Raw genomic sequence first — 23,713 nt, forward strand, 5'->3', positions numbered from 1 at the left:
CGGCACAACTTGGTGCTCTGCCTCCAGAGCGCCACTGGCCCGACGAAATACCCGGCGACGCCGCACGTTCCGGCAGGCGCGGGCTCGCCTATCCCGCCCGCCAATATTTAACTTGAATAATCTACGCGCGTAGAATATTGGGCTGGGCAATCGTGGTAGGGGCCGGATACCGGCAGCTCAATCCCAGGGAGGCCCGATGAGCACCTTTTCTCCGTCTATGGACTTGCAAGACGATCACCATGCGGCGCAGGAGCGCCTGTCCACACAGGAAGGTCGCCGTGACTTTTGGCGCGCGACCTTCTCCTGCTGGTTGGGCACCACCATGGAATACGCCGATTTTGCCCTTTATGGCCTGGCGGCCGGCATCATTTTCGGCGACGTCTTTTTCCCGGAAGCCACGCCGGTCATGGCGCTGCTTTCCAGTTTCGCCGCCTATTCGGTCGGCTTTGTCGCCCGCCCCATCGGTGCCCTTTTGTTCGGCTGGATCGGCGACCGCCACGGCCGCAAGGTGGTTATGGTCGCTACCATCGCCCTGATGGGACTTTCCACCACCCTGATCGGCCTGATTCCAAGTTACGCTCAGATCGGCGTCTGGGCACCGACATGCCTGGTTATCCTGCGCTTTGCCCAAGGATTGGGTGCCGGCGCGGAGCTTTCCGGTGGCACCGTCATGTTGGGCGAATACGCGCCGGTAAAGCGCCGGGGACTGGTTTCCTCCATAATCGCCCTCGGCTCCAACAGCGGAACGCTGTTGGCATCGCTGGTGTGGCTGATCGTGCTGCAAATGGACAAAGAGAGCCTCATGAGCTGGGGCTGGCGCATTCCGTTCCTCGGCAGCATGCTGATTGCTGCGGCCGCCTTGTTCATCCGCCGTCACATGCGCGAAACGCCGGTGTTCGAACGCCAGAAGGCCCAGTTGCAGGCGGAACGGGAGGAAGCGCTCAGGCGCGGGCAGGAAACGCATAAACAGGACACCCGCAGCTTCTGGCAGCGCACCAGGGCATTCTGGATCATGGTCGGTCTGCGCATAGGCGAGAACGGCCCTTCCTACCTGGCCCAGGGCTTCATCATCGGATACGTGGCCAAGGTGCTGATGGTCGACAAGTCCGTGCCGACCGTTGCGGTATTCATCGCCTCGATCCTGGGGTTCGCCATTATTCCGCTGGCCGGCTGGCTCTCGGACCGTTTCGGCCGCCGCATCGTCTATCGCTGGTTCTGCCTGCTGCTGATCATCTACGCGTTCCCGGCATTCATGCTGCTGGACAGCCGTGAGCCATGGATCGTCATTCCGACCATCATCACCGGCATGGGGCTTGCCTCGCTGGGCATCTTCGGCGTGCAGGCCGCCTGGGGCGTGGAGCTGTTCGGCGTGACCAACCGCTATACCAAGATGGCGTTTGCCAAGGAATTGGGCTCCATCCTCTCGGGCGGCACGGCGCCGCTGGTGGCGTCTGCCCTTTTGTCGTTCACCGGCCACTGGTGGCCCATCGCTGCCTATTTCGCACTGATGGCGGGGATCGGGTTTGTCACCACCTTCTTTGCGCCGGAGACCCGCGGGAGGGATCTCAACCTGCCTGAAGACGCGATTTGATCGGAATTCGACGTGGAGCGGCCCGTTTTCCGCCAAGGATTTTCGGGCCGCAACGTCTTATGCTGTCCGGCAATCCTTGATTCCGTCGTTGATGTGACAAGCAGCCCATGACCCGATCCCCTCCCCGGCGCATAACACGTGCCGAAGTCGCCAAGGAAGCCGGCACGTCGGTGGCGGTGGTCAGCTATGTCATCAACAACGGCCCACGCCCGGTGGCGGATGCCACCCGGCACCGGGTGCTGGCGGCGATCAAGAAAACCGGCTACCGCCCCAACGGCATCGCCCGGGCGCTGGCTTCGGGCAGCACGCAGACCTATGGCCTCGTGGTGCCCAACATCGCCAACCCGTTTATTGCGTCGATGGCCCATGCCCTGCAACGGGAAGCCTTCGCCGACGGCAAGGTGCTGCTTCTGGGCGATTCGGGCGACGAACGCGAGCGCGAACGCGAGCTGATCAACAACCTGCTGCAACGCCAGGTCGACGGGCTGATCTACACCAGCGTGGACCGTCATCCCTATATCGACCTGATCCGGGCGAATGGCACCCCGTGCGTCATGCTGGACCAGGTCAACCTCGGGCTGGATGTCAGCATGATCCACGTCAATGAAGAGCAAGCCGCCTATCAGGTGACCCGGCATCTTACCGGGCACGGCTACCGGGGTATCGGCATCATTTGTGGCCCGCGCGAGATGCTCAATACCCAGGATCGTATTCGCGGCTGGCAACAGGCATTGGAAGAGGACCGGCAGGAAGTGAATCCGGCGTGGATCTTTTCCACGGACTACACCCGCGCGGGTGGCTATGAGGCCGCCCGCCGCATGTTGGCCGGCCCCATGCCGCGCGCCCTTTTCGCCACCAACGAGCAGCAGGCGATAGGCTGCCTGCGTGCGCTGGCGGAACATGGGTTACGGGTGCCGCAGGATCTGGCCCTGGTCAGCTTTAACAGCACCGAGCAATCCCTCTACACCGTTCCGTCGCTGACTGCCGTGCGCCAGCCGATAGAGAACATGGCCCGTGCAGCAATCGACATGCTGAAGAACTGGGATGGGGAAATCCGTCATACCGAATTCAAGTTCGATTTGCAGGTGGGCGAGTCGTGCGGCTGTTCTGGACATGAACCATCAAGCTGACAAAAGTGAACCTATGCGTGTGATCATCGACTGCGATCCGGGAAACGGCATCGCCGGTGCCAATGTGGATGACGGCCTGGCGCTGGCATTGGCCTTCGCCGCGCCGCAGATCTCATTGGAGATGATCACGACGGTGGCCGGCAACACGCCGAGCGAAGTCGGTTATGCGGTGGCTTGCGATCTGGTGCGGCGGTTGGAGAAGTCACTGCCGGTCTGGCGCGGCGCATCCCGCGCGCTGCTGGAGCCCCCTGCGCCATGGCGTGAACGGCTCGATCATGGCGTCGATCGACATGGGTTGCACAAGCTGTGGGACGATGTTCAAGCGCCGCAGCCATGCCCCGGTTCCGCGCCCATGGCCCCCTACGCCATGGGCGAGTTGATCTGCAACAACCCCGGCGAAATCACGTTGGTGGCAACCGGGCCGCTGACCAACGTTGCACTGGCGCTTCAGCTCTATCCGCAGATGATAGGCGCAGTAAAGCGCATCGTGATCATGGGCGGCGCGTTCCACGTTCCCGGTTATCTCAAGGACACCAACTTCGGCATCGATCCCGAGGCGGCGCATGCGGTGTTGACCAGCGGCGCGCCCATCACCCTGGTGCCCATGGACGTGACGACGCAAACCCAGATGGTGCACGCCGATCTCGACCGGCTCACCCAGTATAAGAGCGTTCTCGGCAGCTATCTGGAGCAAACCATGCGGCCATGGATCGATTACTCCATGCGCACCCGCAATTTGCCGGGATGCTGGATCCATGATGCCTTGACCATCGCCTGGCTGCTCGATCCCTCATTGACCACCGGAATCGACGACTTTGTGGACGTCGCGTTGGAAGGCGTAGCTCGTGGTATGACCTGCCGCTACGGGCGCGATAACCTGCGGCTCGATGTCGGGGTGTCGGCACCGCAGGGTGCGCCGGTTCACATCCTGCAAACCGTGGACAATCAGAGGCTGCTTTCCCTGATTGAACACCATATTCAACGCTGTGCGTAGCCGCTGTCGATGATCTTCAGTGCAGTGAAAGAAACGCACCGGCTATCTGCCGGAGGCGTGCCCTGCCAAAACTGGCGAAATGCCCGCCATGCACGATTGTCACCGGCAGACGCATAAGCCGTTCCAATGAACGGCGGTAGTCGTTGAGATCGGAATGAAAGGTATCCGTCACCAATTCCCCGTCATAGACGATGTCGCCGGCGATCAAGGTGCCGGTCGCCTCTTCATAGAGAGCGATGCCACCCGGTGAATGCCCCGGCGTATGGATGACGACAAGGCGCCGATCGCCGAGGTCGATCGTGTCGCCGTCGACAAGCAGCTTCGTCGCCGGTGCCGGTTTTACGCGATAGGCATTCGTATCCCATCCTTCAGGCGGTGCGATGAACATGGCCTCGTCCGCATAACCGGCAGCCAGCGTCCATTCCGGTCTCGGATCGGCAAGGATTTCCGCTTCGGCGGCGTGAATCCAGCGCTCCTCGAATTCGTGGTGGCTGCCGATATGATCGAAATGCGCATGGCTGGCCACGCAGACCAGCGGCTTTTCGCCCCGCAGCATCGGCACATTGGCGCGCAACGAAAAATGCCCGAGGCCGGTATCGACCAGAAGATCGAAGTCGCGGCCGCTGACGTGCCACATGTTGCAGCGGAAGAAGGGCTTGATCCAGGGCTCGTGGATCAGGCTTATGCCATCCGCGAACCGGACGACCTCATACCAGTCCTTCTGTGCGATCACGGCCATGATGTCCCTATTCCTGCAGCAGGCCGATGTGACGCGGCTCGGCATGCACTTCGACACGCTCGCCGATCCTGACCGGCATGTCGACAGGAAGTTTCAGCAGGATATCCCCGCCGCTTCCTGTTCGCACCACTGCCTTGCGATAGCTGCCTTGGAACACGCTTTCTGCGACCTCGCCGGAGCCGAGCGAGACACGACCCGATGGCGCGGTTCCCAGCCTTAAGTTCTCGGGTCGCACGGTCAGGGTCGCCTTGCCCTTGCGGATGCCCGGCCGGTCGAACGCCAGCGTGCCGAGCGCCGTGCGCAAGGTCGCGGTCGTGCCCGATATCTCGGTCACCTCGGCGTCGATAAGCGTGTTCTCGCCCATGAATGTGGCGCTGAAACGGGTGGAGGGCTGTGTATAGACGCGTTCAGGGTTTCCCTGGTCGACGATACGGCCATCCTGCATGACCAGTAGCAGGTCGGCCAGCGCCATGGCTTCCTCCTGATCGTGGGTGACGTGGACGAAGGCGGTGCCGACCCGCTTCTGGATCGCCTTCAGCTCTTCCTGCATCTGCCGGCGCAGCCCGAGGTCGAGCGCCCCCAGAGGCTCGTCGAGCAGCAGAAGCCTCGGCTTCATCACCAGCGCGCGGGCCAGCGCGACGCGCTGACGCTGGCCTCCGGACAATTGATGCGGCCTCTTGTCCAGCACTTGCTCCAGTCCGACCAGCGCCAGCGTTTCGCGGGCCAATCGCTGGCGCTCGGCTTTCGCCACGCCGTTCATGCGCAGGCCGAAGGCGACATTGGCACCGACGCTCATATGCGGAAACAAGGCATAGTCCTGAAACACGGTGGTGGTCGGGCGCTTGGCCGGCGGCATATGGGTGCAATCCCGGCCATCGATCAGCACTGCACCGTTCGTCGGTTGCAGGAAGCCGCCCAGGATGGACAAAAGCGTGGTCTTGCCTGAGCCAGACGGGCCCAGCAGCACGACATATTCGCCGGGCTGGATGTCGAGCGATAGCTCATGCAGCACCGTCAGCGCGCCGAAGGCATGGGACAGATTGCGGATCGAGACGACCGGGGCGCTCATGATTTCTTCTTTCCTTTGCCGAAGATCGCCAGTTCGGCCAGCACGACCATTAGAATCGAGACGCCGAACACCACCGCTCCGATGGCGTTTGCCTTGGGGTTGAGGCCGGAGCGCAGCAGCGTCCATATCTCGACCGGCAACGTCGTCTCGAAGCGGGTGAGCAGGAAGGCGATCAGGAACTCGTCCCACGACAGGGTGAGCGACAGGACGAAGCTCGCCAGCAGCGCCGGCCACAGAACCGGCGCGACAACCAGCGACAGCACCTGCCATTCACGTGCGCCAAGGTCGCGGGCAGCCTGCTCCAGCCGGATGATGTTATCGCTCATCTGGTTGTAGAGGATGGCGAAGCACAGCGGCAGGTTGATCACCACATGGCCGATACCGACCGCTAACAGCGATTTGGGCACGCCGGCCCAATTGAACAGCACCACCAATCCCATGCCGATGATGAGATAACTGACCGACAGCGGCGCGATCAAAAGGGCGCGGATCGCCCCGCCGAAGCGGCCTCTCATGCGTGCGCAGCCATAGGCGGCAAGGAAGCCGAGCAGCACAGCGACCGCCGAGGAGACCACGCCGACGACAACCGAGTTGACCATCGCGCCGGTGAATTTGGAATCGCCCAGCACCTCACCGTACCAACGCAGCGACGGCCCGGTGAAAGGCGGCAGCGGGAAGCGGCTGGCTTGGAAGGAGAACAGCACCAGCACCACGATCGGCAGGTAGATGAAGCCGTAGGCGACAAGCGCATAGAGGCCGGCGATCAGGTCGAGGAAGCGCTTCATGGCGTCATGTCCGCTCCAGCTTGAGCCAGCGCGCGCAGGCGAGATAGACGATGGAGATGACGATCATCAGGATCAGCGACAAAGCGGCGGCCAGCGGCAGGTCGGCACGTCGGCCGATCTGCTGGATGATGAGTTGCGGCATCAACAGTTCGTTCGAACCGCCCAACAGTTGCGGCGTCACATAATCGCCTATCGCCAGCACGAAGGCCAGGAACGCCCCGACTATGATGCCGGGCAGCGTCAGCGGCAGCACGACATGCAGGAAAGTCTGCAAACCGCTGGCGCCGAGATCGGCCGCCGCCTTGCGGTAGCTTGGGCTCAATTGCCGGAAATTGGCATAGATGGTGAGCGTCAACAGCATGATGAAGAAATGGACGAAGCCGATCACCGTCGCGGTGCGGGTATTGGCCAGTTGCAGCGGCTGGTCGAGCAGGCCGCTCGCCAGCAGTGCCCGGTTGACGACGCCACGCTCGGCCAGAAGCAGCAGCCAGCTATAGGAGCGCACCACATAGGAGGTCCAGAACGGCAGGATGGTCAGCATAAGTGCCACCCGCTGCCAGCGCTCCGGCACGCGCTCGGCCAGCACCCAGGCCAGCGGATAGGCAACCACCACGGATATGCCCGTAACCACCAGCGTCACCTCCAGCGAGTTGACCAGCGCCCGTATATAGCTCGGCTGGGTCAGGAAGTGCCGGTAGTTGTCGAGCGAAAGCCCGCCGCCGCCGGTAAAGGAGGCGACGGCCATCGCAATCAGCGGAACCAGAAAAAACAGCGCCGTGAACAGTACCGCCGGGCCGACCAGCAAAACCATGTGCCAGTTGATCTTGGAACCGGTCATCGCAGTCTCGTGACCTCGACAAAAGATTGTATCAGGATGCCCGCGGCAGGAAGATGCTCCTGCCGCGAAGGTGCGCCGGAAACCGTGCCTGCCTCAGTTGGCCTGCAGCACGTCGTTCCACAGATCCTGCATCTTCTTGTCTAGATCCGCGTCAGGGGCGGGATAGCGGTTCGAAGCCGCCAGATCCTTCGCCTGCTGCTCCGACGAGAATTTGAGCGTCGCCTTCTGCTCGTCGTTCAGCGCCGCATTCTTCTGTGCCGGCATGCCCCAGTAACAGGACGACGTGGCAAGCGCCGCCTGCCCTTCGGGGCTCAGCACATGCTGGACAAACTTCAGCGCCAGATCGGCCTTCTTGCTGTCCTTGAGGATGGCCAGCGACTGCGTCCACAGGATGCCGCCTTCCTCGGGGATGACGAAATCGAGATCCGGGTTTTCGGCATGCAGGCCGGCCGTCACCCATTCGCCGGCGCCGACCACGACGTCCACCTCACCGGTGGCAAGCGCGGTCTGGCTTGCCGAAACCTCGCCGACCAGCTTGGAATTGGCCTTGAGCTTCAGCATCAGGTCCTTGACCGGAGCCAACGTTGCTTCACTGAGATCTTTGGTCGGTGTGCCGGTCGCCACCGAGGCCATGCCGAGCACCGGCAGGTAATAGTCGTAGATGGCAATGCGACCCTTGAACTTGGGATCGGTGAGCTTCTCCAGCGTCGAGACATCTTCGGCCGAGAATGCCTTACTGTTGTAGGAGATGGCGTTGAAGCCCCATTTCTCCGTCACCGCGTAGCGCTTGCCGTCGAGCACCAGAATGTCGTCCATGCGCACTTCGGCGAACTGGTCGGCGAGCGGCAGGCTGTCGTCGGCAAGCGGCAGGAAACGCTCCTGGGCGATACGCTGCACGTCGATGGAATCGATGACCATCACGTCCCAATCGCCCGGTTGCGACTGGTCGAGAATTGAAAGCCCGGCACCGGTTCCCTCGTAGACCTTGAGGTTGACCTTGGCGTCGTTGGCCTTTTCGAAAGGCTCGATGAGGGCCGGATCGGTGTTGTCGCACCATACAAGAGCATTGAGCTCCTCCGCCGCCTGGGCCGGCGAAAACGCCAGGACGGAAACCGAAAAGGCAAGCATGCCCCATCCGGCCGCGAATGAAGATCGTTCGTTAGACATCGGTTCCTCCCTGTCCAATTTCCGAAATCGCATCCTGAAAAAATATGAATTGCCTTCAAAAATGAGTCAATTCATATTTACCCGGCGATGACCGGATTGAGGCAAAGGCAGAAGATCGACAGGGACCGCCGTATCGTCGAGGCGGCAGCGCGGCTGTTTCGCGAATTCGGCTTCGAGGGCGTGAAGATCGAGACCATCGCCGAGCAGGCCGGCGTCTCGGTCGGCACCATCTACAACTACTACGAAAGCAAGGGCGACGTGCTGATCGCCGTCGTCTCCCTGGAGGTGAACGAGGTCATCAGCGCGGGCGAGAGCGTCCTTACCAGGCCGCCCGCCCGGGCGGCCGATGCGGTCGATGCGCTGTTCGACATCTATCTGCGGCACTCCCTGCATTACCTCAGCAAGGAGATGTGGCGCGCCGCCATGTCGATGTCGATCTTGCATCCGGAATCGCGGCTGGGTCGTCACTACGGCCAACTTGACGAAAAGCTTTGCCAGCAGGTTTGCCGGCTTCTGGCCAAGCTTAAACGGCAAGGCTCCATCGGCGGTGCCATCGATGTCGAGGTCACCGGGCGCATCCTGTTCAACACCATGAACATGTCGTTCATGAACTTCGTGAAGGAAGATGCGATGGATGTTGAAACCGTGATCGAGGCTGTCCGGAGGCAATCAGAAACGATGATGACGCTGGGCGGATAGACAATATCCGCCGGAGAAGATCGCCCGTGACGGCCTCGACACTTCAAGGTGCGCGGCACGTGCGTTGCCCAGCCTCCCCCGGATTTATCTCAGACGCGCTCCAGCGCAACGGCGATGCCTTGGCCGACACCGATGCACATGGTGGCAAGCGCCAGCTTGCCACCCTGCAGCTTCAGCTCCAGCGCGGCGGTGCCGGTGATGCGCGCCCCCGACATGCCGAGCGGATGGCCGAGCGCAATCGCCCCGCCATTCGGGTTCACATGCTCCGCACCCTCGGGAATCCCGAGGGTGCGGAGCACGGCGATGCCCTGGGAGGCGAAAGCTTCGTTGAGTTCGATGATATCGAAGGCGGACGGTGCGATACCCAGCCGCGCGCACAGCTTCTGCGTTGCCGGTGCCGGGCCGATGCCCATGATGCGCGGAGCGACACCGGCGGTCGCGCCGCCGAGGATGCGGGCAATCGGCGTCAGGCCATATTTCTTCGCGGCCGCTTCCGAAGCCACGATCAATGCGGCAGCGCCGTCATTGACGCCCGAGGCGTTACCGGCCGTCACCGTACCGCCCTCCTTCCTGAACGGCGTCGGCAGTCTGGCCAGCGTCTCGGCAGTAGTGCCGGCGCGCGGATGCTCGTCCTTCGACACGACGACAGGATCGCCCTTGCGCTGCGCAATGGTCACCGGCACGATTTCCTGCGCCAGCCTGCCGTTCTCCTGCGCGGCAATGGCCTTCGCCTGGCTGCGGGCGGCGAAGGCGTCCTGATCAGCGCGGCTGACAGCAAAGTCCTCGGCCACGTTCTCGGCCGTCTCCGGCATGGAATCGATACCATACTGCTTCTTCATCAGCGGGTTGACGAAGCGCCAGCCGATGGTGGTATCGTGGATCTCGGCATGGCGCGAGAAGGCCGTCTCGGCCTTGGGCATGACGAAGGGCGCACGGCTCATCGATTCCACACCGCCGGCGATCATCAGTTCAGCCTCGCCGGCCTTGATGGCGCGGGCGGCACTCATCACCGCATCCATGCCGGATCCGCACAACCGGTTGATGGTGGCACCGGGCACCACATTCGGCAGGCCGGCCAGCAGCAGCGCCATGCGCGCCACATTGCGGTTGTCCTCCCCGGCCTGGTTGGCGCAGCCATAGAGGACGTCGTCGACCGCTTCCCAGTCGACATTCGCGTTGCGCTCCATCAGCGCCTTCAGCGGCACCGCGCCGAGATCGTCGGCGCGGACGGCCGCGAGCTGTCCGCCGAAGCGGCCGATGGGCGTGCGGATATAATCGCAGATAAAGGCATCGGGCATTTCAGACCTCCGGAACGATCAGATCTTTGACGGCACCTTCGACCACCAGTTCGGCTTCGGTCAGCGCCTGCAATTCGTCGAAGCTGATGCCGGCAAGCTTTTCGCGCAGAACAAAGCGCGACGCAACGATGTCGATGACGGCAAGGCTGGTGTAGACGGTCGTCACGCAGCCGACCCCGGTCAGGGGCAGACGGCAGCGCTTCAGCAGCTTCGGCCTCCCGTCCTTGGTGGTGTGATCGGTGATGACGCAGACCCGCCTGGCGCCGTGCACCAGGTCCATGGCTCCGCCGACAGCCGGCACCGAACCCGGTCCGGTGCTCCAATTGGCCAGGTCGCCATTTTCGGCAATCTTGTAGGCGCCAAGGATGGCGACATCCAGATGGCCGCCGCGCACCATGGCAAAGCTGTCGGCGTGATGGAAGAAGGAGGCACCCGGATTGAGCGTGACGGCCTTCTTGCCGGCATTGATGAGGTCCCAGTCCTCCTCGCCGACGGGCGGCGCCTCGCCGAAATCAAGGATACCGTTCTCGGTGTGGTAGATCACCTCGCGGCCTTCCGGCTTGAACTTGGCGACCATCTCGGGAAAACCGATGCCGAGGTTCACATAGGCGCCGTCAGGAATGTCCTGCGCCGCGCGCCATGCGATCTGCGCATTCGTCAGCTTTACACTCATCCTTGGGCTCCTTCGCGCAACAGGGCCTCTTCCTGCTTCGGATCGGGCACTTCCACGATCCGGTCGACGAATATGCCCGGCGTTATGACATGCTCGGGATCGATTTCGCCCGGCTCCACGATCTGCCGCGCTTGCACGATGGTGGTTGCGGCCGCGGTCGCCATCAGCGGCGAAAAATTCCGCGCAGCCATGTGGTAGGTGAGGTTGCCCTTGCGGTCGGCCAGCTCAGCCTTGACTAAGGCGACATCGGCCTTGAGCCAGCGCTCCTGGACGTATTTCCTCCCGTCGAACTCGGCGACCGGCTTGCCCTCGGCGACCTGCGTGCCGTAGCTTGTCGGGGTGTAGAAGGCGGGAATGCCCGCGCCGCCGGCCCGGATGCGCTCGGCCAGCGTGCCCTGCGGCACCAGTTCCAGCCCAATCTCGCCAGCGAGGTACTTGTCGGTGAACGCCTTCGGATCGCTCGAGCGCGGAAACGAGCAGATCATCCTGGCGACCATGCCGGCATAGATCATTGCCGCGATACCGATGGCACCGTTTCCAGCATTGTTGTTCACGACGGTCAATGCGTTCGGCGATCCGGTCTTCCTGTATCGCTCGACCAGTGCATGGATGAGCTCGATCGGTGCGCCCGAACCGCCGAAGCCGCCAATCATCACCACCATACCGTCCCGGATGTCGGCAACCGCATCCTCAAGGTTCGGACTGATTTTGTTCATCGTCGACCTCACCCTTTCTGACTGGTGGCCCTGCCGACCGCAGCGGGACACCACTTGCGACTGGCCCATTCGCCAATCCTGCACCGCACCTAGAAAGTTCGTATTGCGAACATTTGTTTTATATGTAATACTTTGTGCATAGATATCGCCTGAGAGTCAACCCTCGGCGCGGCCCGCGGTCGCGCCTCAGGAAGCATTGCCCATGTCTGATGAAGCAACCGCACGCGACCATGTGAACTCGCTGGAACGCGGGCTCGGCGTCATGGAAATCCTCGCTGAACATTCTGGAGGGCTGACGCTCACCGAAACGGCCGAAAAGGCCGGGCTGACACGGGCCGGGGCACGCCGGTTTCTGCTGACGCTGGTCGCGACCGGCTATGCCACGCAGACCGGGCGCCAGTTCGCGCTCTCGCCGCGCCTCCTGTCGGTGGCACGCACCTGGTTGCAGGGCAAGTCGCTATGGGCCTTTGCCGAGCCCTTCATGCGCGACACTGCCGCAGCCTTGCAGGAATCCTGCTCCGCCACCGTCCTGTCCGGCGATGATGTCGTCTATGTCGCCCGCGTTGCCGGCCCGCGCATCATCAATCTGGAACTGCAGGTTGGTTCGCATCTGCCGGCCTATTGTACGGCCATGGGACGCGTACTGCTGTCGGGACAGAAGCCCGCGGAGGTGAAAGCATTGCTCGCACGCGCTGTGCTGGCGCCCAGAACGGACAAGACTGTAACGGATTCGACACGCGTTGCCGAAATGGTCGCCGCAGCGCGCCGGGAAGGCTATGCGATTGTCGACGAGGAACTGGAAATCGGCCTGCGCTCGATTGCGGTGCCGCTGCGCGACCGCTCCGGCGCCCTCGTCGCGGCCATCAACGTCTCGACCCAGTCCGCACGTCATTCCGTCGCCGAAATGAAGCGTGATTTCCTGCCGCTGTTGAAACAGACTGCGACAAGGATAGAAGACTTTTTCGTGCAATAGCGCCCCATCCGTCTCGTTGAACAGAAGAAGGCAGCGCCTCGGGAAACCCTAAGGCTTAAACGTCCAGTCCCGGGCGTCACGGCGATGGTTCCAGTAAGCGGCGAAGCGACCGCCGGCCGCAATCAGCGCTTCGCGTTCGCCGGCCTCGACGATGCGCCCGTTTTCGACGAAGATGACGCGATCGGCGCGGGCGATCGTCTCCAGCCGGTGCGCCACCACCAGCACGGTGTGATGGCCGAAGCGGCTGAGCGCGGTCGCCACCGCCACCTCGTTCATGGTGTCGAGACCGCTGGTGGCTTCGTCCAGAAGCAGGATCGGCGCGTTCTTCAGGAGCGCGCGCGCTATGCTGACGCGCTGGCGCTCGCCGCCGGAAAGGTTGCCGCCGCCTTCGCCGACGGGCGCGTCCCAGCTTCCCAGCCGATCGACGATTTCGTCGACACAGGCGGCTTTTGCCGCCTCCACGAACTCCGCCTCGGTTGCGCCGGGGCGGGCAAGGCGGATGTTCTCGGCAATGCCGCCCTCGAACAGCTGGACGTTCTGGAACACGATGGAAAGCTGGTCCATCAGCGTCGATGGCTCATACGCCCTGACATCGTGTCCCCCGACACGGACCTCGCCCGTGGTGACGTCGTGCATGCGCGCGATCAGCGACAGGATGGTGCTTTTGCCCGAGCCGGACGGGCCGACCAGAGCCGTCATCCGGCCTTCCGGCACGGTGAAGGACACGCCGTCGAGAATATCGTTCCCATTGGCATGGAAATGCACATTGCGGAATTCGATGGCCGGCGCTTGCGGCTGCGCATCCTGCTGCGGCCTGGCCAGAGCCGGAACGTCAAGAATGGCAAGCGTGCGCTGCGCCGCCGCATGGGTGGATTCCAGCGCCGGAAACAGCTCCGACAGCGTGTTCAGCGGTTCGAGGAAACGCAGCACCACCACGATCAGCGCCACGGTTCGGGCGGCGTCCATGCTGCCCTGCGCATACATGAAGGTGAGGATGGCGATCATGGCAAGCAGCGTTGCCTGCATCGCCAGCGAGAACAGCAGGGTGCCGGGAATCGTGAACCAGATCAGGCGCAGGCCCGTCGCTTTCTGCGCCTCGATGGCCCCCCCGAGCGGCGTGCCGGTTGTGCCCGTGCGGCCGGCGGCGCGCAGCACGAGCTGGGCGCGCGCGAATTCATCGGTGCGCGCGGCGGCCTCGCCCGAAGCGGCGGCGAAATCGGCTTCGGCGCGGCGCAGGAAACGGCCGCCGGCCAGCAGCGCGCCGAACAGCAAGGGCACGGCGACCAGCGCCGCGACACCAAGCGGCCAGGCGACGAACAGCAGGCCAAATGCGATGGCCGGCGGCAGCGCGACCGAGATCAGGGTCTGCGTGCCCAGATTGACCGAACTGGCGAACAGCTCCGGCACTGCCCCTGCCAGCGCGCGCCGGGCCTTCGTCTGCTCCTCGGACCCGAACCAGCCGAGCGGCACGGAAAGCAGATGGTCGACGAGGCGCGCATTCATCGACGTCATCATGGCAAGGCCGAGATCGAAGGCACTGACGACCATGCGCCGTTCCAGCAGCCAGCCGGCCACCACGCATGCGGCGAGCGCGGCGAGCCACGGCAAGGCGGTGCGCGGCTCGGCCGAGAACAATCCCCCGAGCAGAGGCACCAGAAGCAGGGCGGATGCGGCCCTGAGCGTTGCGGCGATCAGGCCAAGGAGCGTGAACAGCGGAAGGCGCGCGCGTGCCTGCGGCGGGAACAGGGAAGCGACGGTCATGAGCCCTTCCTTTCGCCGGCCTGCCAGAGATCGCGATAGAGACCGGGCTGTTCCAGAAGTTCCTCATGGCGGCCGCGCTGGACGATGCGTCCTTCCTGCATGACTGCGATGCAGTCGGCATGGACGATTGTGTGGAGGCGATGCGCGACCACCAGAACTGTGCGCCTGCCGATGAGCGCGCCAAGTGCTTTCTGCACCAGATGCTCGGACTCGGGATCGGCGAAAGCCGTCGCCTCGTCGAGCACGAGGATGGGCGGATCTGCGAGAAGCGCGCGGGCAATGGACAGACGCTGTGCCTCACCGCCAGAAAGGCGCATCTCATCACCGACCATGCTGTCATAGCCGCGCGGCGCCGCCATAATCCGCTCATGGATCTGCGCGGCCCGGGCCGCGTCCTCGATCTCGGCCATCGAAGCGTCCGGTCTGGCGAGCGCAATGTTTTCCCTCAGCGAGCCTTTCACCAGCCGCACGTCCTGAAAGACGAAGCCGACGCTGCGCTGCAACGCCTCCGGCGTCACATCTCGGATATCGATTTCCCTGTCGCCGGCGATCAGGCGGATCGCGCCTTCGGTCACGTCATGGAAGCGGCCCGGTAGACCGGCCAGCGTTGACTTGCCCGCGCCGCTCGGGCCGACCAGCGCGGTGAGCGTACCGGGCGCCAGCGTAAGGTCGATGGTCTTCAGCACCGGCTTGCGGGGCCGGTAGCCGAAGCTGACGCCGTCGAAGCGAAGGCCGAGCGGTTGTTGCGGAACATCGCCTGTCGAGCGGCTGCGGTCGAGCTCGGTTTCCTCCAGCAGGTCGCCGATCCGCCGGGCTGCCTGCTTCGCCTCTCGCATCGGCACGAAACCGTAGAGAACCGACGTGATCTGCGCACCGAAAGCCGTGCCCAGAAACAGGAACGGCAGAAGATCGGCGGCGTCCATGCGGCCGGAAACGATGCGCCAGCAGCCGGCAGTAACGATCAGCAGCAGAAAAGCCGGCGGCTGGATGGCAAGCTGGGCGGCAATCTTGCGCCCCGCCATCGGCCTCTGCCAGCCGTTGATGAACGCGGCCTGCCCTTCCAGCACGGAGCGCAGGGCGCGCCCATCGCCGCCGAACACGCGCACCACCGGCAAGGCGTCGATGAAGGCGCCCGCCGCCGCATTGGCGCGCTTGGTCCAGTTCGCATATTCGACCAGCTTGTCGGCCACGCCGCGCATCATGTTCGCAAACAGGAAGGCAAAGGCGACGAGCGGCAGGAACAGCAGGCCGGCAAGCGCGGCATCGACGGTGAACAGATAGGTGATGACCGCGACCGGCGTGACCATGCCGGCCACGACATCGGGCACCGCATGGGTGACCATGTAATGCAGCCGTCCCGCATCCTCCTGCACCGCCTGCTGGACGCTTGCGGCGTTGCGGTCCGTGAACCAGCCGAGCGGCAGCCGCGCCAGCTTGGCGACGATGGATTGCCTGAGCGTATGGCCGAAACGCGCATCGACCACATGGAGCCACAGCATCAGCACCGCCGAGAGCATGGCCGCCGCGCCATAGAGGATGACGGCCCAGACGATCAGCGGCGAGAGGGCCTCCCACCTTGCCTCTCCGCCCAGCAGGCGGCGGCCGAGTTCGGCCAGCAGCACCAGGGGCGCAAGCTGCATCAGCGAGATGATGGCCTGCAACAGGCCGGCGGCGCGCAATTTCCAGCGAAGGGACTCCAGCAACTCCTGCCCGCGCTGCGAGCGCCAGCGGGGTTTCGGAGCGGCACCTTCGCGCGCCGCCATGTCCACCGGCACGGCTGGCGCTGGCCGACGGGGTACATCTCCCCCCTCCGACGCACCGCTCTCCTTGCGCAGCCGCATGGCCTTGCCCTTGATCCAGTAGGCGGCATGCTTGATATCGGCAAGCGGGAAGCCATGCGCCTGATTGAGCGTCGCGCGCAACATCTTGATCGCGGCGCTTTCCGCGGCGATCCACGCATACCAGTTCGACCAGTCGCGCGCGGGTACCGCCTCGGCCAGCGCATCGGTGCCGGGGCCGGTCCAGATTACTTCCGCGCCTGGATGCGGGCTGACGGGAATATCGCGATCCTCCGGCGAATGCGTCTGAAGGATCACCACGACGTCGGCTTCCGGCGGCAACACCTCGATGATGGCGTTTATGGCCGGAATGGCGGCCGGGTCGCCCATCAGCAGGTAGCCCTGCGGCTTTTCCGGCGGCTCGAACTTGTGGAACATGTAGTAGGAAGCGGCGATGGTGTCGCCGGGCCGAGCCGCCATCGCCCAGGCCGAAGCCGGCCCCATGGGCTGGTGCAGCACGAAATCGAAGGTCACCTCGCCGGTCGCCGCATCCGGGTCCACCAGCGTGTAGCCGCGCTGGTGCACTTTGGCCGGATCGTTCGGGTCCGGCGCCCACAGCCGCACATAGCTGGCGGTGGGCGTCTCGCGACCGTCGATCATGGTTGGGGCCGAAAAACGGATGCGCCGGTAGCCGGGCGTCAGGTCCGTCACCGACAGCACCGTCATGATGTGGTCGGTGGCCCCGAAGGCCTTCATCATGGTTCGCTGGAAACGCGCGTTCATGGCCCGCTCCTCAACTTTGAGGTTCGGCTGCGAAACAGGGGCTTCATGCGTTCATACAAACCGGTGACGAGGCTCTACCAGCGAACCGAGGTTCCGATGCCCACCACCCGGCCGCGCCCAACATAGGCGGCGGTTCCGCTCTCTCCAGTCGGGCCGAGGGGCGAATAGTTGAAGGCGTAGGACAGCGGGCGCTCGTCGAGCAGATTGCGGCCGAACGCATAGATACGGAAGTTGTCCTTCTCCCAGCCGATCTCCGCGTTAACGATGTGGTAGGCGTCCATCTTGGTGAGGTTCTGGATGTCGGGATAGCGGGTGCCGACATACTGGTAGCTGCCGCGCACGGTGAACTCTCCCGGCAGGCCAACCGCATCCGCCGCAAAGCGATAAGAAAGGCCGACATTGGCGGAGAACGCCGGCACCTGCGGCACCTCGTTGCCTGCGAGCGCGCCCGCCGTTTGCGACGCCAGCGTCACATCGACGAGACGTGACTTGATCAACGCGCCGCCGACGGTCAGGTCCAGCCCGTCGGCGAGCGTGGCACCGACATTGGCTTCGACACCGTAGCTCTCGAAGTTCTGGTTGGTCATGAACGGCAGGAAGGTGATCGGATCGAATCCCACCAACTGCCCGTCCTTGACGTCGTTGTAGAAGATAGCGCCGCTGACATGCAGCCCGTCGGCAATCTCGGCCTTGGTCCCGATCTCATAGGTCCAGGAGGTGGCGGGCAAGAAAGGCTCGGAAGGCACCCCGTAGGCGGCATAGGCCGTGGTCTTTTCAAAGCCGCCGGAAGAGTAGCCGCGCGCGACCGAGACATAGCTCATCGCACGCTCGTTCCACTCATAGGAAAGCGCAAGGCGTCCCGTCACATAGGTGTCGCTGAAGTTCTTGTCCTGCTCGAACCTCGGCAGTGTTCCGGGAAAACCATTAGTGACATAGAGCGCGTCAAGCGTCTGGCGGTCATAGGCCACGCGCAACCCGCCGGACACGCTGAAGCCCTGCCCCAGCGGGGCGGTGGCATCCGCGAACGCCGCGACCGTCTGGCTGTCGATGCGGTTGTCGAAGGTGCCGTTCATGGTCGGCGCATAGGCGCCGACATCCTGGATGCGGTAGCTCTTGTAATCCGACCTGAAATAGCTTGCGCCGACCACCCACTGGATCGCAGAATCCTCATGCGAGTTGAGGCGAACCTCTTGATTGAAGATGCGCTCACGGTCGTCGAAATTCACCTTCTCGGCGTCGGGATCGTTGAAGAAGAAGATCGGCAGGCCGGTCACCCGGCTGAAAATGAAGGCGTCCGTGAAATCGCCCGAATTGTGCAGCTTCACGTCCTGATAGCTGGTCGTCGACGTCAGGATAAACGGATCGAACTCCTTGGCGACCTTGATGGAGCCGTTGGCGATCTGCTGACGGTTCTCCGGCTGCACATCCGCGCCGCTTTGCGGAAAGTCGGGCGATTCCAGCAGCAGGAAGGCGGGGTTGTGCCGCGTTTCCTTCGAGAAGCCTCCGGTGATGTCGATGGTGAGCGTATCGTCCGGCGTGTAGCGGAGCGACCCCTTGCCCGCACCCAGCTTCGCGCCCCCTTCCTCCTTGCCGGAAATGGGATTGGAGACGTCCCCATCAAAATTCTGGAACCGCAGCGTGCCGCGACCGGCCAGCACGTTCTCCAGCAGCCAGCCGCCGGTGGTGCCTTCGATGAAGGCGTGGCCATCCGAGCCCACTTCGCTGCTGAGAATGGTTTCGCGCGTGCCGTCGGCCGACCGGCTCACCACATTGATGGCGCCGGCGAAGGCGTTGCGGCCGAAAGTGGTGCCCTGCGGGCCTTTCAGCACCTCGACCCGCTCCATATCGAGGAAGGGAGCGCCGATGGCGGACAGCGTGGTCGGCACGCCGTCGACGGAAATGCCGATCACGCTGTCGAGCGAGTTCATCGCCGTGCCCAGCGTGCTGAGACCGCGCATGGTCATGTAGCTCTCGCCGAACCGGCCGAAATCCATGAAATTGGTGCCGGGCGTCTGCCGCGCGACGTCGGCGATCGGATCGAGCGACGCAGGGGGCACATTGCCCTGATCCAGAATTGTGGTCGCCACCGGAAGCTTCGCATCGTCCTGCGGACGCTTGGTTGCGGTGATGACCACCGGCGCGAGAACCAAGGGCTCGTCGGCGGATTGCGCGAACACCGACTGGGCAGGCAGACCGGCTCCCAGCAAGGCTAGCGCCGTGGTGGAGATCAAACGCACGCGCGAGGTGGTATTCATGCAGATGCCCCGAGTTTCCGAACAGGCGCTATGAATACCGGCGGGCCTATTCCTGATGCCAGCGCTCAACTTTCGTGAAACGCAGGCAAACATTCGCGAGACCCAATAGATGGCGCGGCCGTCAGATCGGATGCGTCCGGCGGGTTCGCGGAAATTCCAAGCGCGGCGGGTGGCCGAAATGCTTCCTGTAGGCGGCACTGAAGGCGGATGCCCGGGAGAAGCCCACCCGGCGTCCAGCCTCGGCGACGGACAGCCTGTGTTCCTGAAGCAGAACCCTTGCCATCATCAGCCGCTGCTCGCGTACATGGGCAAAGATGGTCTTGCCGAATACAGTCTTGAAATTCGCCTGCAGGGTCGTGACGTTGATGCCCACGCGGCGGGACAATTCCATGGTGGTGGGCGTACCGACGAGATCCGCGTCAAGGATTTCGCGTGCATACATCACGCGATCATATTCCCGGCGACCCAGAAGGGCGACAAGGCGGCGCTCGTCCTTCAGCGCCTGCGCCGCCTCGATGACGAAGGCCAGTGCCTTGCTTTCCAGAAACAGCTTTTCCAACTGTCCCGTATAAGGATGCTCGAGGCACGATCTTGCGATTTCGGTGATGCAGGGCGAATGGGTGATGATCGCCGTGCGGAAGCCACCTTCCACCAGTTCGCGAAGCGCTGCCAAACCGTCGTTGGCAACGTCATCGGCAAACCGGTCGAAGAACGGCGGCCGCAGCACGAACCCCGTCGAGCGGAAACGTTCGCCCTGCCGGAGCGGTGTGGAATACCGAACCGGCGAGTCAAAACCCATCAGCGACACCTGATGCGGATAGCGGACGAATCGCCCGTAACCCTCCACATCGGAAGCCACCGGAGAACCCGTCAGCATAATGCCGCAGACGAGAGCCGGCTCCATCTCGACCGCGAAGTTCTGATTGCAGATATAGGTGACGTCGCTGGCGCTCAGCATCAGGCCGGGCTGCACCTCGAACGCCAGCAGCCTGCCTTTGTAGATCGGCGTCTCCAGAACCTGAGGCGGGATGCCGACCGGCTCCACACCCAGCGCAAGCTCCGCTCCGAGCCGGACAAGATCGTTCAGGGTCATTCCCTGTTCAGGTATCAGATTGTCCATTGGCTGGCCGTTTACAGGCTGATCTGCGACAAGTTGAAGCCAAAGCGGCGATGTTCGGACGTCGCTTATAAATAACTTGATTATATTAATCAAGTTTTAAGAGGATGGTTGGGCATCCAGGTTTCGCGGGCCGGCCGGGCGGCTTGCCTCGCAGGCAGACTGCCGCGAGCGGTCTTTACAGGCTCCAAGAAAATCAAAAATCCCAGCAAAATCAAAGTCTGACAAGCTTGGTATAAGGCTGCTATCTTCTCTCAATGTCTCGCAATATAAGGTGCTGCGACCTTCCCTATCGCGGCGCGGTCGGCAGCACAGAGTAAGAGCGGAGACCCTATGGATATCGAGACTGCCTTGAGCGACAGCGCCAACATATTCGAACTGGCGCCGATTTCCCTATGGCTCGAGGACTATAGCGGCTTGCGCGAACAGTTCGATGCCTGGCGCGCGCAGGGGATTTCGGACCTGAAAGCCTTCCTGATGGAAGACACCAGCCGTCTTCGTCTCTGCACAAGCCAGATCCGCGTTCTGAAGGTCAATCACAGGACGCTTTCATTGTTCGAGGCCGATGACGTCAATCACCTGGTCGCCAATCTGGAACGCATTTTCCGCGACGACATGCAGGAGCCGCATATCGATGAAATGGTCCAGCTCTGGAACGGGTCCCTGACATTCTATAGCGATACGATAAACTATTCGCTCAACGGCAGGCGGATCGATATCCAGCTCAAGGGCCGGATTCTTCCCGGCCACGAGGATAGCTGGGATCGGGTTCTACTCTCCATCGAAGATGTGACCGCGCGTGAGGACGCGCGACGTGAACAGGATCGCCACAAGCAATATGCCGAAGGTCTTTTCGAGCATTCGCCCGTCTCGCTATGGGTGGAGGATTTCAGCCGGATAAAGCAGTTGATGGACGACGTGCGCCAGCGCGGCATCCTCGATTTTCGCGTTTTCACCGATGTGCACCCGGAATTCGTCCGACAGTGCCTCAGCGAAATTCGTGTGCTCGACATCAACAACGAAACGCTGGCCCTTTTCCTCGCGCCGGACAAGAAGACCCTGCTGCAGAACCTGCCGCACATCTTCAAGGAAGAGATGGCAGCGAGCTTCCGCGAGCAGCTTGTCGACCTTTGGAACGGTGTTCTTTTCCAGCGCCGCGAAGTGGTGAATTACGCGCTTGATGGATCCGAACGCCATGTGCTTCTGCAATTCTCGGTTCTGCCGGGCCATGAAAACGACTGGTCGCTGGTGCAGGTCGCGCTGACGGACATCACCGCGCGCAAGAAGGCCGAGGCCTATCTGGAATATCTCGGCAAGCACGATGTGCTGACCAAGCTCCACAACCGCGCCTACTATGTCGATGAACTCAACCGACTGGAGCGCAAGGGCGACACACCGGTATCGATCATCATCATCGACCTCAACGGCCTCAAGGCGGCCAACGATCAGTGGGGACATGCCACCGGCGACGGATTGCTGCGACGCATCGGCGAAGTGCTCAACGAGGCGGTGGAGCAACCAGGCCATGCCGCGCGCATCGGCGGCGACGAGTTCGCGGTGGTCCTGCCTTATGTGGACGAGCGCGGCGCCGAAAACATGGTCGAGGAAATTCAGCGGCTGGTGGAAATCAACAACCAGTATTATTCGCAACTGAAGCTGGAGCTTTCCATAGGCTCGGCCACCAGCCTTCCGGGCGAAAAGCTCGAATCCGTCGCCAAGCGGGCGGATATTCTGATGTACGAGCGCAAGCGGGAACACTACACCGCCGGGAGCACGGCTAAACTCTGAATATCGATTGCCTCTGCCGAGCAAGTCAGGCTTCACCGCCGCCTGATGCGCCGATAGTCCTGCCCGATCCGATTGTTCGACCATCTGTTTGGGCGGATGCGCATCACTTTCAGCACGCCCCGAGGTCGATCCCGCAAGCGGCTCTCGGCGGCACGGAAGCAGGCTTCTCGTTCCAAGCCCTTTCAGTTGCAGGCATTTTCCACCGCACTGTTTATTGACAGCCAAGCGGAACTAGTTGATCCTTGAACAGGATGTCTAAAAATAAGGCTTTGCTGCACATCCGCATGGCTGTGCAAGCCGTTTGACACGACAGTTTTATTTGAGTGTCCGGCAGAGCTTATAATAAAATGCAAGAGGTGAACTATACGATAATATTGGGAGGAAATACTATGGCCAAGAAAGCGATTTCACGTCGTGAACTACTGGGCGCATCCACGCTGGTGGGCGCCACAGCCGCCAGTGCCTTGGCAGCTCCGGCTGTTCTGGCTCAGGCGCCAGTGACCATAAAAATGCAGACATCGTGGCCGGCATCCGACATCTGGATGGACTTCGCCCGGCAATATATCGAACGCGTCGAGAAGATGTCCGGCGGCCGCATCAAGTTCGAGCTGCTCCCCGCCGGTGCCGTGGTCGGCGCATTCCAGGTCCTCGATGCCGTCAATGACGGGGTGATCGACGCAGCCCACACGGTTCCCGTCTACTGGTATGGAAAGCACAAGGCGGCCTCGCTGTTCGGCACGGGACCGGTTTTCGGCGGCAGCGCCACCACCATGCTGGCCTGGTTCCACCAGGGCGGCGGCAAGGATCTCTACCGCGAGCTTACCCAGGAGATCATGGGGCTCAACCTCTATGGCTTCTACGGCTTCCCGATGCCGGCCCAGCCCTTCGGCTGGTTCAAGAACCCGGTGGGGACAGTTGGCGATATAAACGGCCTGAAATACCGGACCGTCGGCCTCGCGGCCGATCTCATGCAGCACATGGGCATGAGCGTCGCCCAGCTTCCGGGCGGCGAGATCGTGCCGGCGATGGAGCGCGGCGTCATCGACGCTTTCGAGTTCAACAACCCCTCGTCGGACATTCGCTTCGGCTCGCAGGACGTGGCCAAGAACTACATCCTGTCCTCCTACCATCAGGCGAGCGAGTCCTTCGAGTTCCTGTTCAACAAGGACGTGTTCGACGACCTGCCGGAAGACCTGCAGGCGATCCTCGAATACAGTGTGGAGGCAGCCAGCACGGCCAACACCGCGCTCGCAATGGATCACTATTCGAGCGACCTGGCCAAGCTCCAGAACGACCACGGGGTCACGGTCCATCGCACCTCGGAGGAGATTCTGGCGGCTCAGCTCGAGGCATGGGACAAGATCATCCCCACGCTCGAGGCCGATCCGTTCATGAAGCGCGTGCTGGACAGCCAGCGCGAATGGGTGGAGCGCGTGGTGTTCTACGAGCTGATGAACTCGGCCGATCTGGCGCTCGCCTATGAGCATTACTTCCCCGGAAAGCTGAAGCTCTAGGGGCAGGTATCGACACCGCTCAGGCGTTCCGCCGCCGCGTCCCGG

The 23,713-nt window shown here is 62.7% G+C and carries 19 protein-coding genes; 7 read left to right on the forward strand and 12 right to left on the reverse strand.

The window, feature by feature from the left end:
* Positions 1–196 precede the first annotated feature (196 nt).
* The 3 genes from ACVCNR_RS20565 to ACVCNR_RS20575 all read left to right on the forward strand — a co-directional run bounded on the left by ACVCNR_RS20565 (position 197) and on the right by ACVCNR_RS20575 (position 3,715).
* Positions 197–1,591, forward strand: a complete 1,395-nt coding sequence (locus tag ACVCNR_RS20565) for an MFS transporter (RefSeq protein ID WP_354199507.1) — start codon at positions 197–199, stop codon at positions 1,589–1,591.
* 107 nt (positions 1,592–1,698) lie between these two features.
* Positions 1,699–2,721: a LacI family DNA-binding transcriptional regulator gene (locus ACVCNR_RS20570; RefSeq protein ID WP_354199505.1), complete on the forward strand. Its 1,023-nt coding sequence runs from the start codon at positions 1,699–1,701 to the stop codon at positions 2,719–2,721.
* A 13-nt stretch (positions 2,722–2,734) separates the two neighbouring features.
* On the forward strand, positions 2,735–3,715 hold the full coding sequence (locus ACVCNR_RS20575; protein WP_354199503.1) for a nucleoside hydrolase: 981 nt from the start codon (positions 2,735–2,737) through the stop codon (positions 3,713–3,715).
* Positions 3,716–3,731: 16 nt separating this feature from the next.
* Here the strand turns inward: ACVCNR_RS20575 and ACVCNR_RS20580 are convergent, their stop codons facing one another.
* The 5 genes from ACVCNR_RS20580 to ACVCNR_RS20600 all read right to left on the reverse strand — a co-directional run bounded on the left by ACVCNR_RS20580 (position 3,732) and on the right by ACVCNR_RS20600 (position 8,274).
* A complete protein-coding gene (locus ACVCNR_RS20580; protein ID WP_354199501.1) occupies positions 3,732–4,454 on the reverse strand; it encodes an MBL fold metallo-hydrolase in 723 nt (240 codons plus the stop codon).
* A 7-nt stretch (positions 4,455–4,461) separates the two neighbouring features.
* Positions 4,462–5,523 (reverse strand): ABC transporter ATP-binding protein, encoded by a 1,062-nt coding sequence (locus ACVCNR_RS20585; protein ID WP_447076278.1) that lies wholly within the window; start codon positions 5,521–5,523, stop codon positions 4,462–4,464.
* The gene (locus ACVCNR_RS20590) at positions 5,520–6,308 is read right to left on the reverse strand and encodes an ABC transporter permease (RefSeq protein ID WP_447076279.1); all 789 of its coding nucleotides are present in this window, start codon (positions 6,306–6,308) and stop codon (positions 5,520–5,522) included. The genes ACVCNR_RS20585 and ACVCNR_RS20590 overlap by 4 nt, the downstream gene beginning before the upstream one ends.
* A 4-nt stretch (positions 6,309–6,312) precedes the next feature.
* The gene (locus ACVCNR_RS20595; RefSeq protein WP_447076280.1) at positions 6,313–7,146 is read right to left on the reverse strand and encodes an ABC transporter permease; all 834 of its coding nucleotides are present in this window, start codon (positions 7,144–7,146) and stop codon (positions 6,313–6,315) included.
* Positions 7,147–7,239: 93 nt separating this feature from the next.
* Entirely contained in the window at positions 7,240–8,274 is a 1,035-nt protein-coding gene (locus ACVCNR_RS20600; RefSeq protein WP_447076281.1) for a polyamine ABC transporter substrate-binding protein, read from the reverse strand.
* Between the two features lie 126 nt (positions 8,275–8,400).
* Between ACVCNR_RS20600 and ACVCNR_RS20605 the strand changes: the two genes are divergently transcribed.
* Positions 8,401–9,012 carry a TetR/AcrR family transcriptional regulator gene (locus ACVCNR_RS20605; protein WP_354199492.1) on the forward strand — a complete coding sequence of 204 codons (612 nt, stop codon included), beginning with the start codon at positions 8,401–8,403 and terminating at the stop codon, positions 9,010–9,012.
* A gap of 89 nt (positions 9,013–9,101) precedes the next feature.
* Here the strand turns inward: ACVCNR_RS20605 and pcaF are convergent, their stop codons facing one another.
* The 3 genes from pcaF to ACVCNR_RS20620 are packed head-to-tail and all read right to left on the reverse strand — an operon-like array spanning position 9,102 to position 11,699.
* Positions 9,102–10,310: a 3-oxoadipyl-CoA thiolase gene (gene pcaF, locus ACVCNR_RS20610; protein WP_447076282.1), complete on the reverse strand. Its 1,209-nt coding sequence runs from the start codon at positions 10,308–10,310 to the stop codon at positions 9,102–9,104.
* 1 nt (position 10,311) lies between these two features.
* Positions 10,312–10,983 (reverse strand): 3-oxoacid CoA-transferase subunit B, encoded by a 672-nt coding sequence (locus ACVCNR_RS20615; protein ID WP_447076283.1) that lies wholly within the window; start codon positions 10,981–10,983, stop codon positions 10,312–10,314.
* Positions 10,980–11,699 (reverse strand): 3-oxoacid CoA-transferase subunit A, encoded by a 720-nt coding sequence (locus ACVCNR_RS20620; protein WP_447076284.1) that lies wholly within the window; start codon positions 11,697–11,699, stop codon positions 10,980–10,982. Before ACVCNR_RS20620 ends, ACVCNR_RS20615 begins: the two co-directional genes overlap by 4 nt.
* 202 nt (positions 11,700–11,901) lie before the next feature.
* On the opposite strand from ACVCNR_RS20620, the gene ACVCNR_RS20625 reads away from it, so the two are divergent.
* Positions 11,902–12,672 carry an IclR family transcriptional regulator domain-containing protein gene (locus ACVCNR_RS20625; RefSeq protein WP_447076285.1) on the forward strand — a complete coding sequence of 257 codons (771 nt, stop codon included), beginning with the start codon at positions 11,902–11,904 and terminating at the stop codon, positions 12,670–12,672.
* Between the two features lie 48 nt (positions 12,673–12,720).
* On the opposite strand, the gene ACVCNR_RS20630 is transcribed toward ACVCNR_RS20625, so the two are convergent.
* The 4 genes from ACVCNR_RS20630 to ACVCNR_RS20645 form a co-directional block, all read right to left on the reverse strand.
* On the reverse strand, positions 12,721–14,433 hold the full coding sequence (locus ACVCNR_RS20630) for an ABC transporter ATP-binding protein (RefSeq protein ID WP_447076286.1): 1,713 nt from the start codon (positions 14,431–14,433) through the stop codon (positions 12,721–12,723).
* Positions 14,430–16,994, reverse strand: coding sequence for an ABC transporter ATP-binding protein/permease (locus tag ACVCNR_RS20635; RefSeq protein WP_447076287.1), 2,565 nt, complete (start codon positions 16,992–16,994; stop codon positions 14,430–14,432). The genes ACVCNR_RS20630 and ACVCNR_RS20635 overlap by 4 nt, the downstream gene beginning before the upstream one ends.
* A 74-nt stretch (positions 16,995–17,068) precedes the next feature.
* A complete protein-coding gene (locus ACVCNR_RS20640) occupies positions 17,069–19,249 on the reverse strand; it encodes a TonB-dependent receptor (protein WP_447076288.1) in 2,181 nt (726 codons plus the stop codon).
* 121 nt (positions 19,250–19,370) lie between these two features.
* Positions 19,371–20,342: a helix-turn-helix domain-containing protein gene (locus ACVCNR_RS20645; RefSeq protein ID WP_447076289.1), complete on the reverse strand. Its 972-nt coding sequence runs from the start codon at positions 20,340–20,342 to the stop codon at positions 19,371–19,373.
* 357 nt (positions 20,343–20,699) lie between these two features.
* Between ACVCNR_RS20645 and ACVCNR_RS20650 the strand changes: the two genes are divergently transcribed.
* Together ACVCNR_RS20650 and ACVCNR_RS20655 are read left to right on the forward strand one after the other, a co-directional pair.
* On the forward strand, positions 20,700–22,154 hold the full coding sequence (locus ACVCNR_RS20650; protein ID WP_447076290.1) for a sensor domain-containing diguanylate cyclase: 1,455 nt from the start codon (positions 20,700–20,702) through the stop codon (positions 22,152–22,154).
* 389 nt (positions 22,155–22,543) lie between these two features.
* Positions 22,544–23,668 (forward strand): TRAP transporter substrate-binding protein, encoded by a 1,125-nt coding sequence (locus ACVCNR_RS20655; RefSeq protein WP_354199458.1) that lies wholly within the window; start codon positions 22,544–22,546, stop codon positions 23,666–23,668.
* Positions 23,669–23,713 lie beyond the last annotated feature (45 nt).

Source organism: Aquamicrobium terrae, from assembly GCF_052978165.1.

Excerpts from the sequence above, each read along its gene's own strand:
- ACVCNR_RS20600 (WP_447076281.1), bottom strand. The coding sequence starts at position 8,274 with ATGCTTGCCTTTTCGGTTTCCGTCCTGGCGTTTTCGCCGGCCCAGGCG.
- ACVCNR_RS20620 (WP_447076284.1), bottom strand. The coding sequence starts at position 11,699 with ATGAACAAAATCAGTCCGAACCTTGAGGATGCGGTTGCCGACATCCGG.
- ACVCNR_RS20635 (WP_447076287.1), bottom strand. The coding sequence starts at position 16,994 with ATGAACGCGCGTTTCCAGCGAACCATGATGAAGGCCTTCGGGGCCACC.
- ACVCNR_RS20585 (WP_447076278.1), bottom strand. The coding sequence starts at position 5,523 with ATGAGCGCCCCGGTCGTCTCGATCCGCAATCTGTCCCATGCCTTCGGC.
- ACVCNR_RS20575 (WP_354199503.1), top strand. The coding sequence starts at position 2,735 with ATGCGTGTGATCATCGACTGCGATCCGGGAAACGGCATCGCCGGTGCC.
- pcaF (WP_447076282.1), bottom strand. The coding sequence starts at position 10,310 with ATGCCCGATGCCTTTATCTGCGATTATATCCGCACGCCCATCGGCCGC.
- ACVCNR_RS20595 (WP_447076280.1), bottom strand. The coding sequence starts at position 7,146 with ATGACCGGTTCCAAGATCAACTGGCACATGGTTTTGCTGGTCGGCCCG.
- ACVCNR_RS20615 (WP_447076283.1), bottom strand. The coding sequence starts at position 10,983 with ATGAGTGTAAAGCTGACGAATGCGCAGATCGCATGGCGCGCGGCGCAG.
- ACVCNR_RS20655 (WP_354199458.1), top strand. The coding sequence starts at position 22,544 with ATGGCCAAGAAAGCGATTTCACGTCGTGAACTACTGGGCGCATCCACG.
- ACVCNR_RS20650 (WP_447076290.1), top strand. The coding sequence starts at position 20,700 with ATGGATATCGAGACTGCCTTGAGCGACAGCGCCAACATATTCGAACTG.
- ACVCNR_RS20590 (WP_447076279.1), bottom strand. The coding sequence starts at position 6,308 with ATGAAGCGCTTCCTCGACCTGATCGCCGGCCTCTATGCGCTTGTCGCC.
- ACVCNR_RS20630 (WP_447076286.1), bottom strand. The coding sequence starts at position 14,433 with ATGACCGTCGCTTCCCTGTTCCCGCCGCAGGCACGCGCGCGCCTTCCG.
- ACVCNR_RS20625 (WP_447076285.1), top strand. The coding sequence starts at position 11,902 with ATGTCTGATGAAGCAACCGCACGCGACCATGTGAACTCGCTGGAACGC.
- ACVCNR_RS20580 (WP_354199501.1), bottom strand. The coding sequence starts at position 4,454 with ATGGCCGTGATCGCACAGAAGGACTGGTATGAGGTCGTCCGGTTCGCG.
- ACVCNR_RS20565 (WP_354199507.1), top strand. The coding sequence starts at position 197 with ATGAGCACCTTTTCTCCGTCTATGGACTTGCAAGACGATCACCATGCG.
- ACVCNR_RS20645 (WP_447076289.1), bottom strand. The coding sequence starts at position 20,342 with ATGACCCTGAACGATCTTGTCCGGCTCGGAGCGGAGCTTGCGCTGGGT.
- ACVCNR_RS20640 (WP_447076288.1), bottom strand. The coding sequence starts at position 19,249 with ATGAATACCACCTCGCGCGTGCGTTTGATCTCCACCACGGCGCTAGCC.
- ACVCNR_RS20605 (WP_354199492.1), top strand. The coding sequence starts at position 8,401 with ATGACCGGATTGAGGCAAAGGCAGAAGATCGACAGGGACCGCCGTATC.
- ACVCNR_RS20570 (WP_354199505.1), top strand. The coding sequence starts at position 1,699 with ATGACCCGATCCCCTCCCCGGCGCATAACACGTGCCGAAGTCGCCAAG.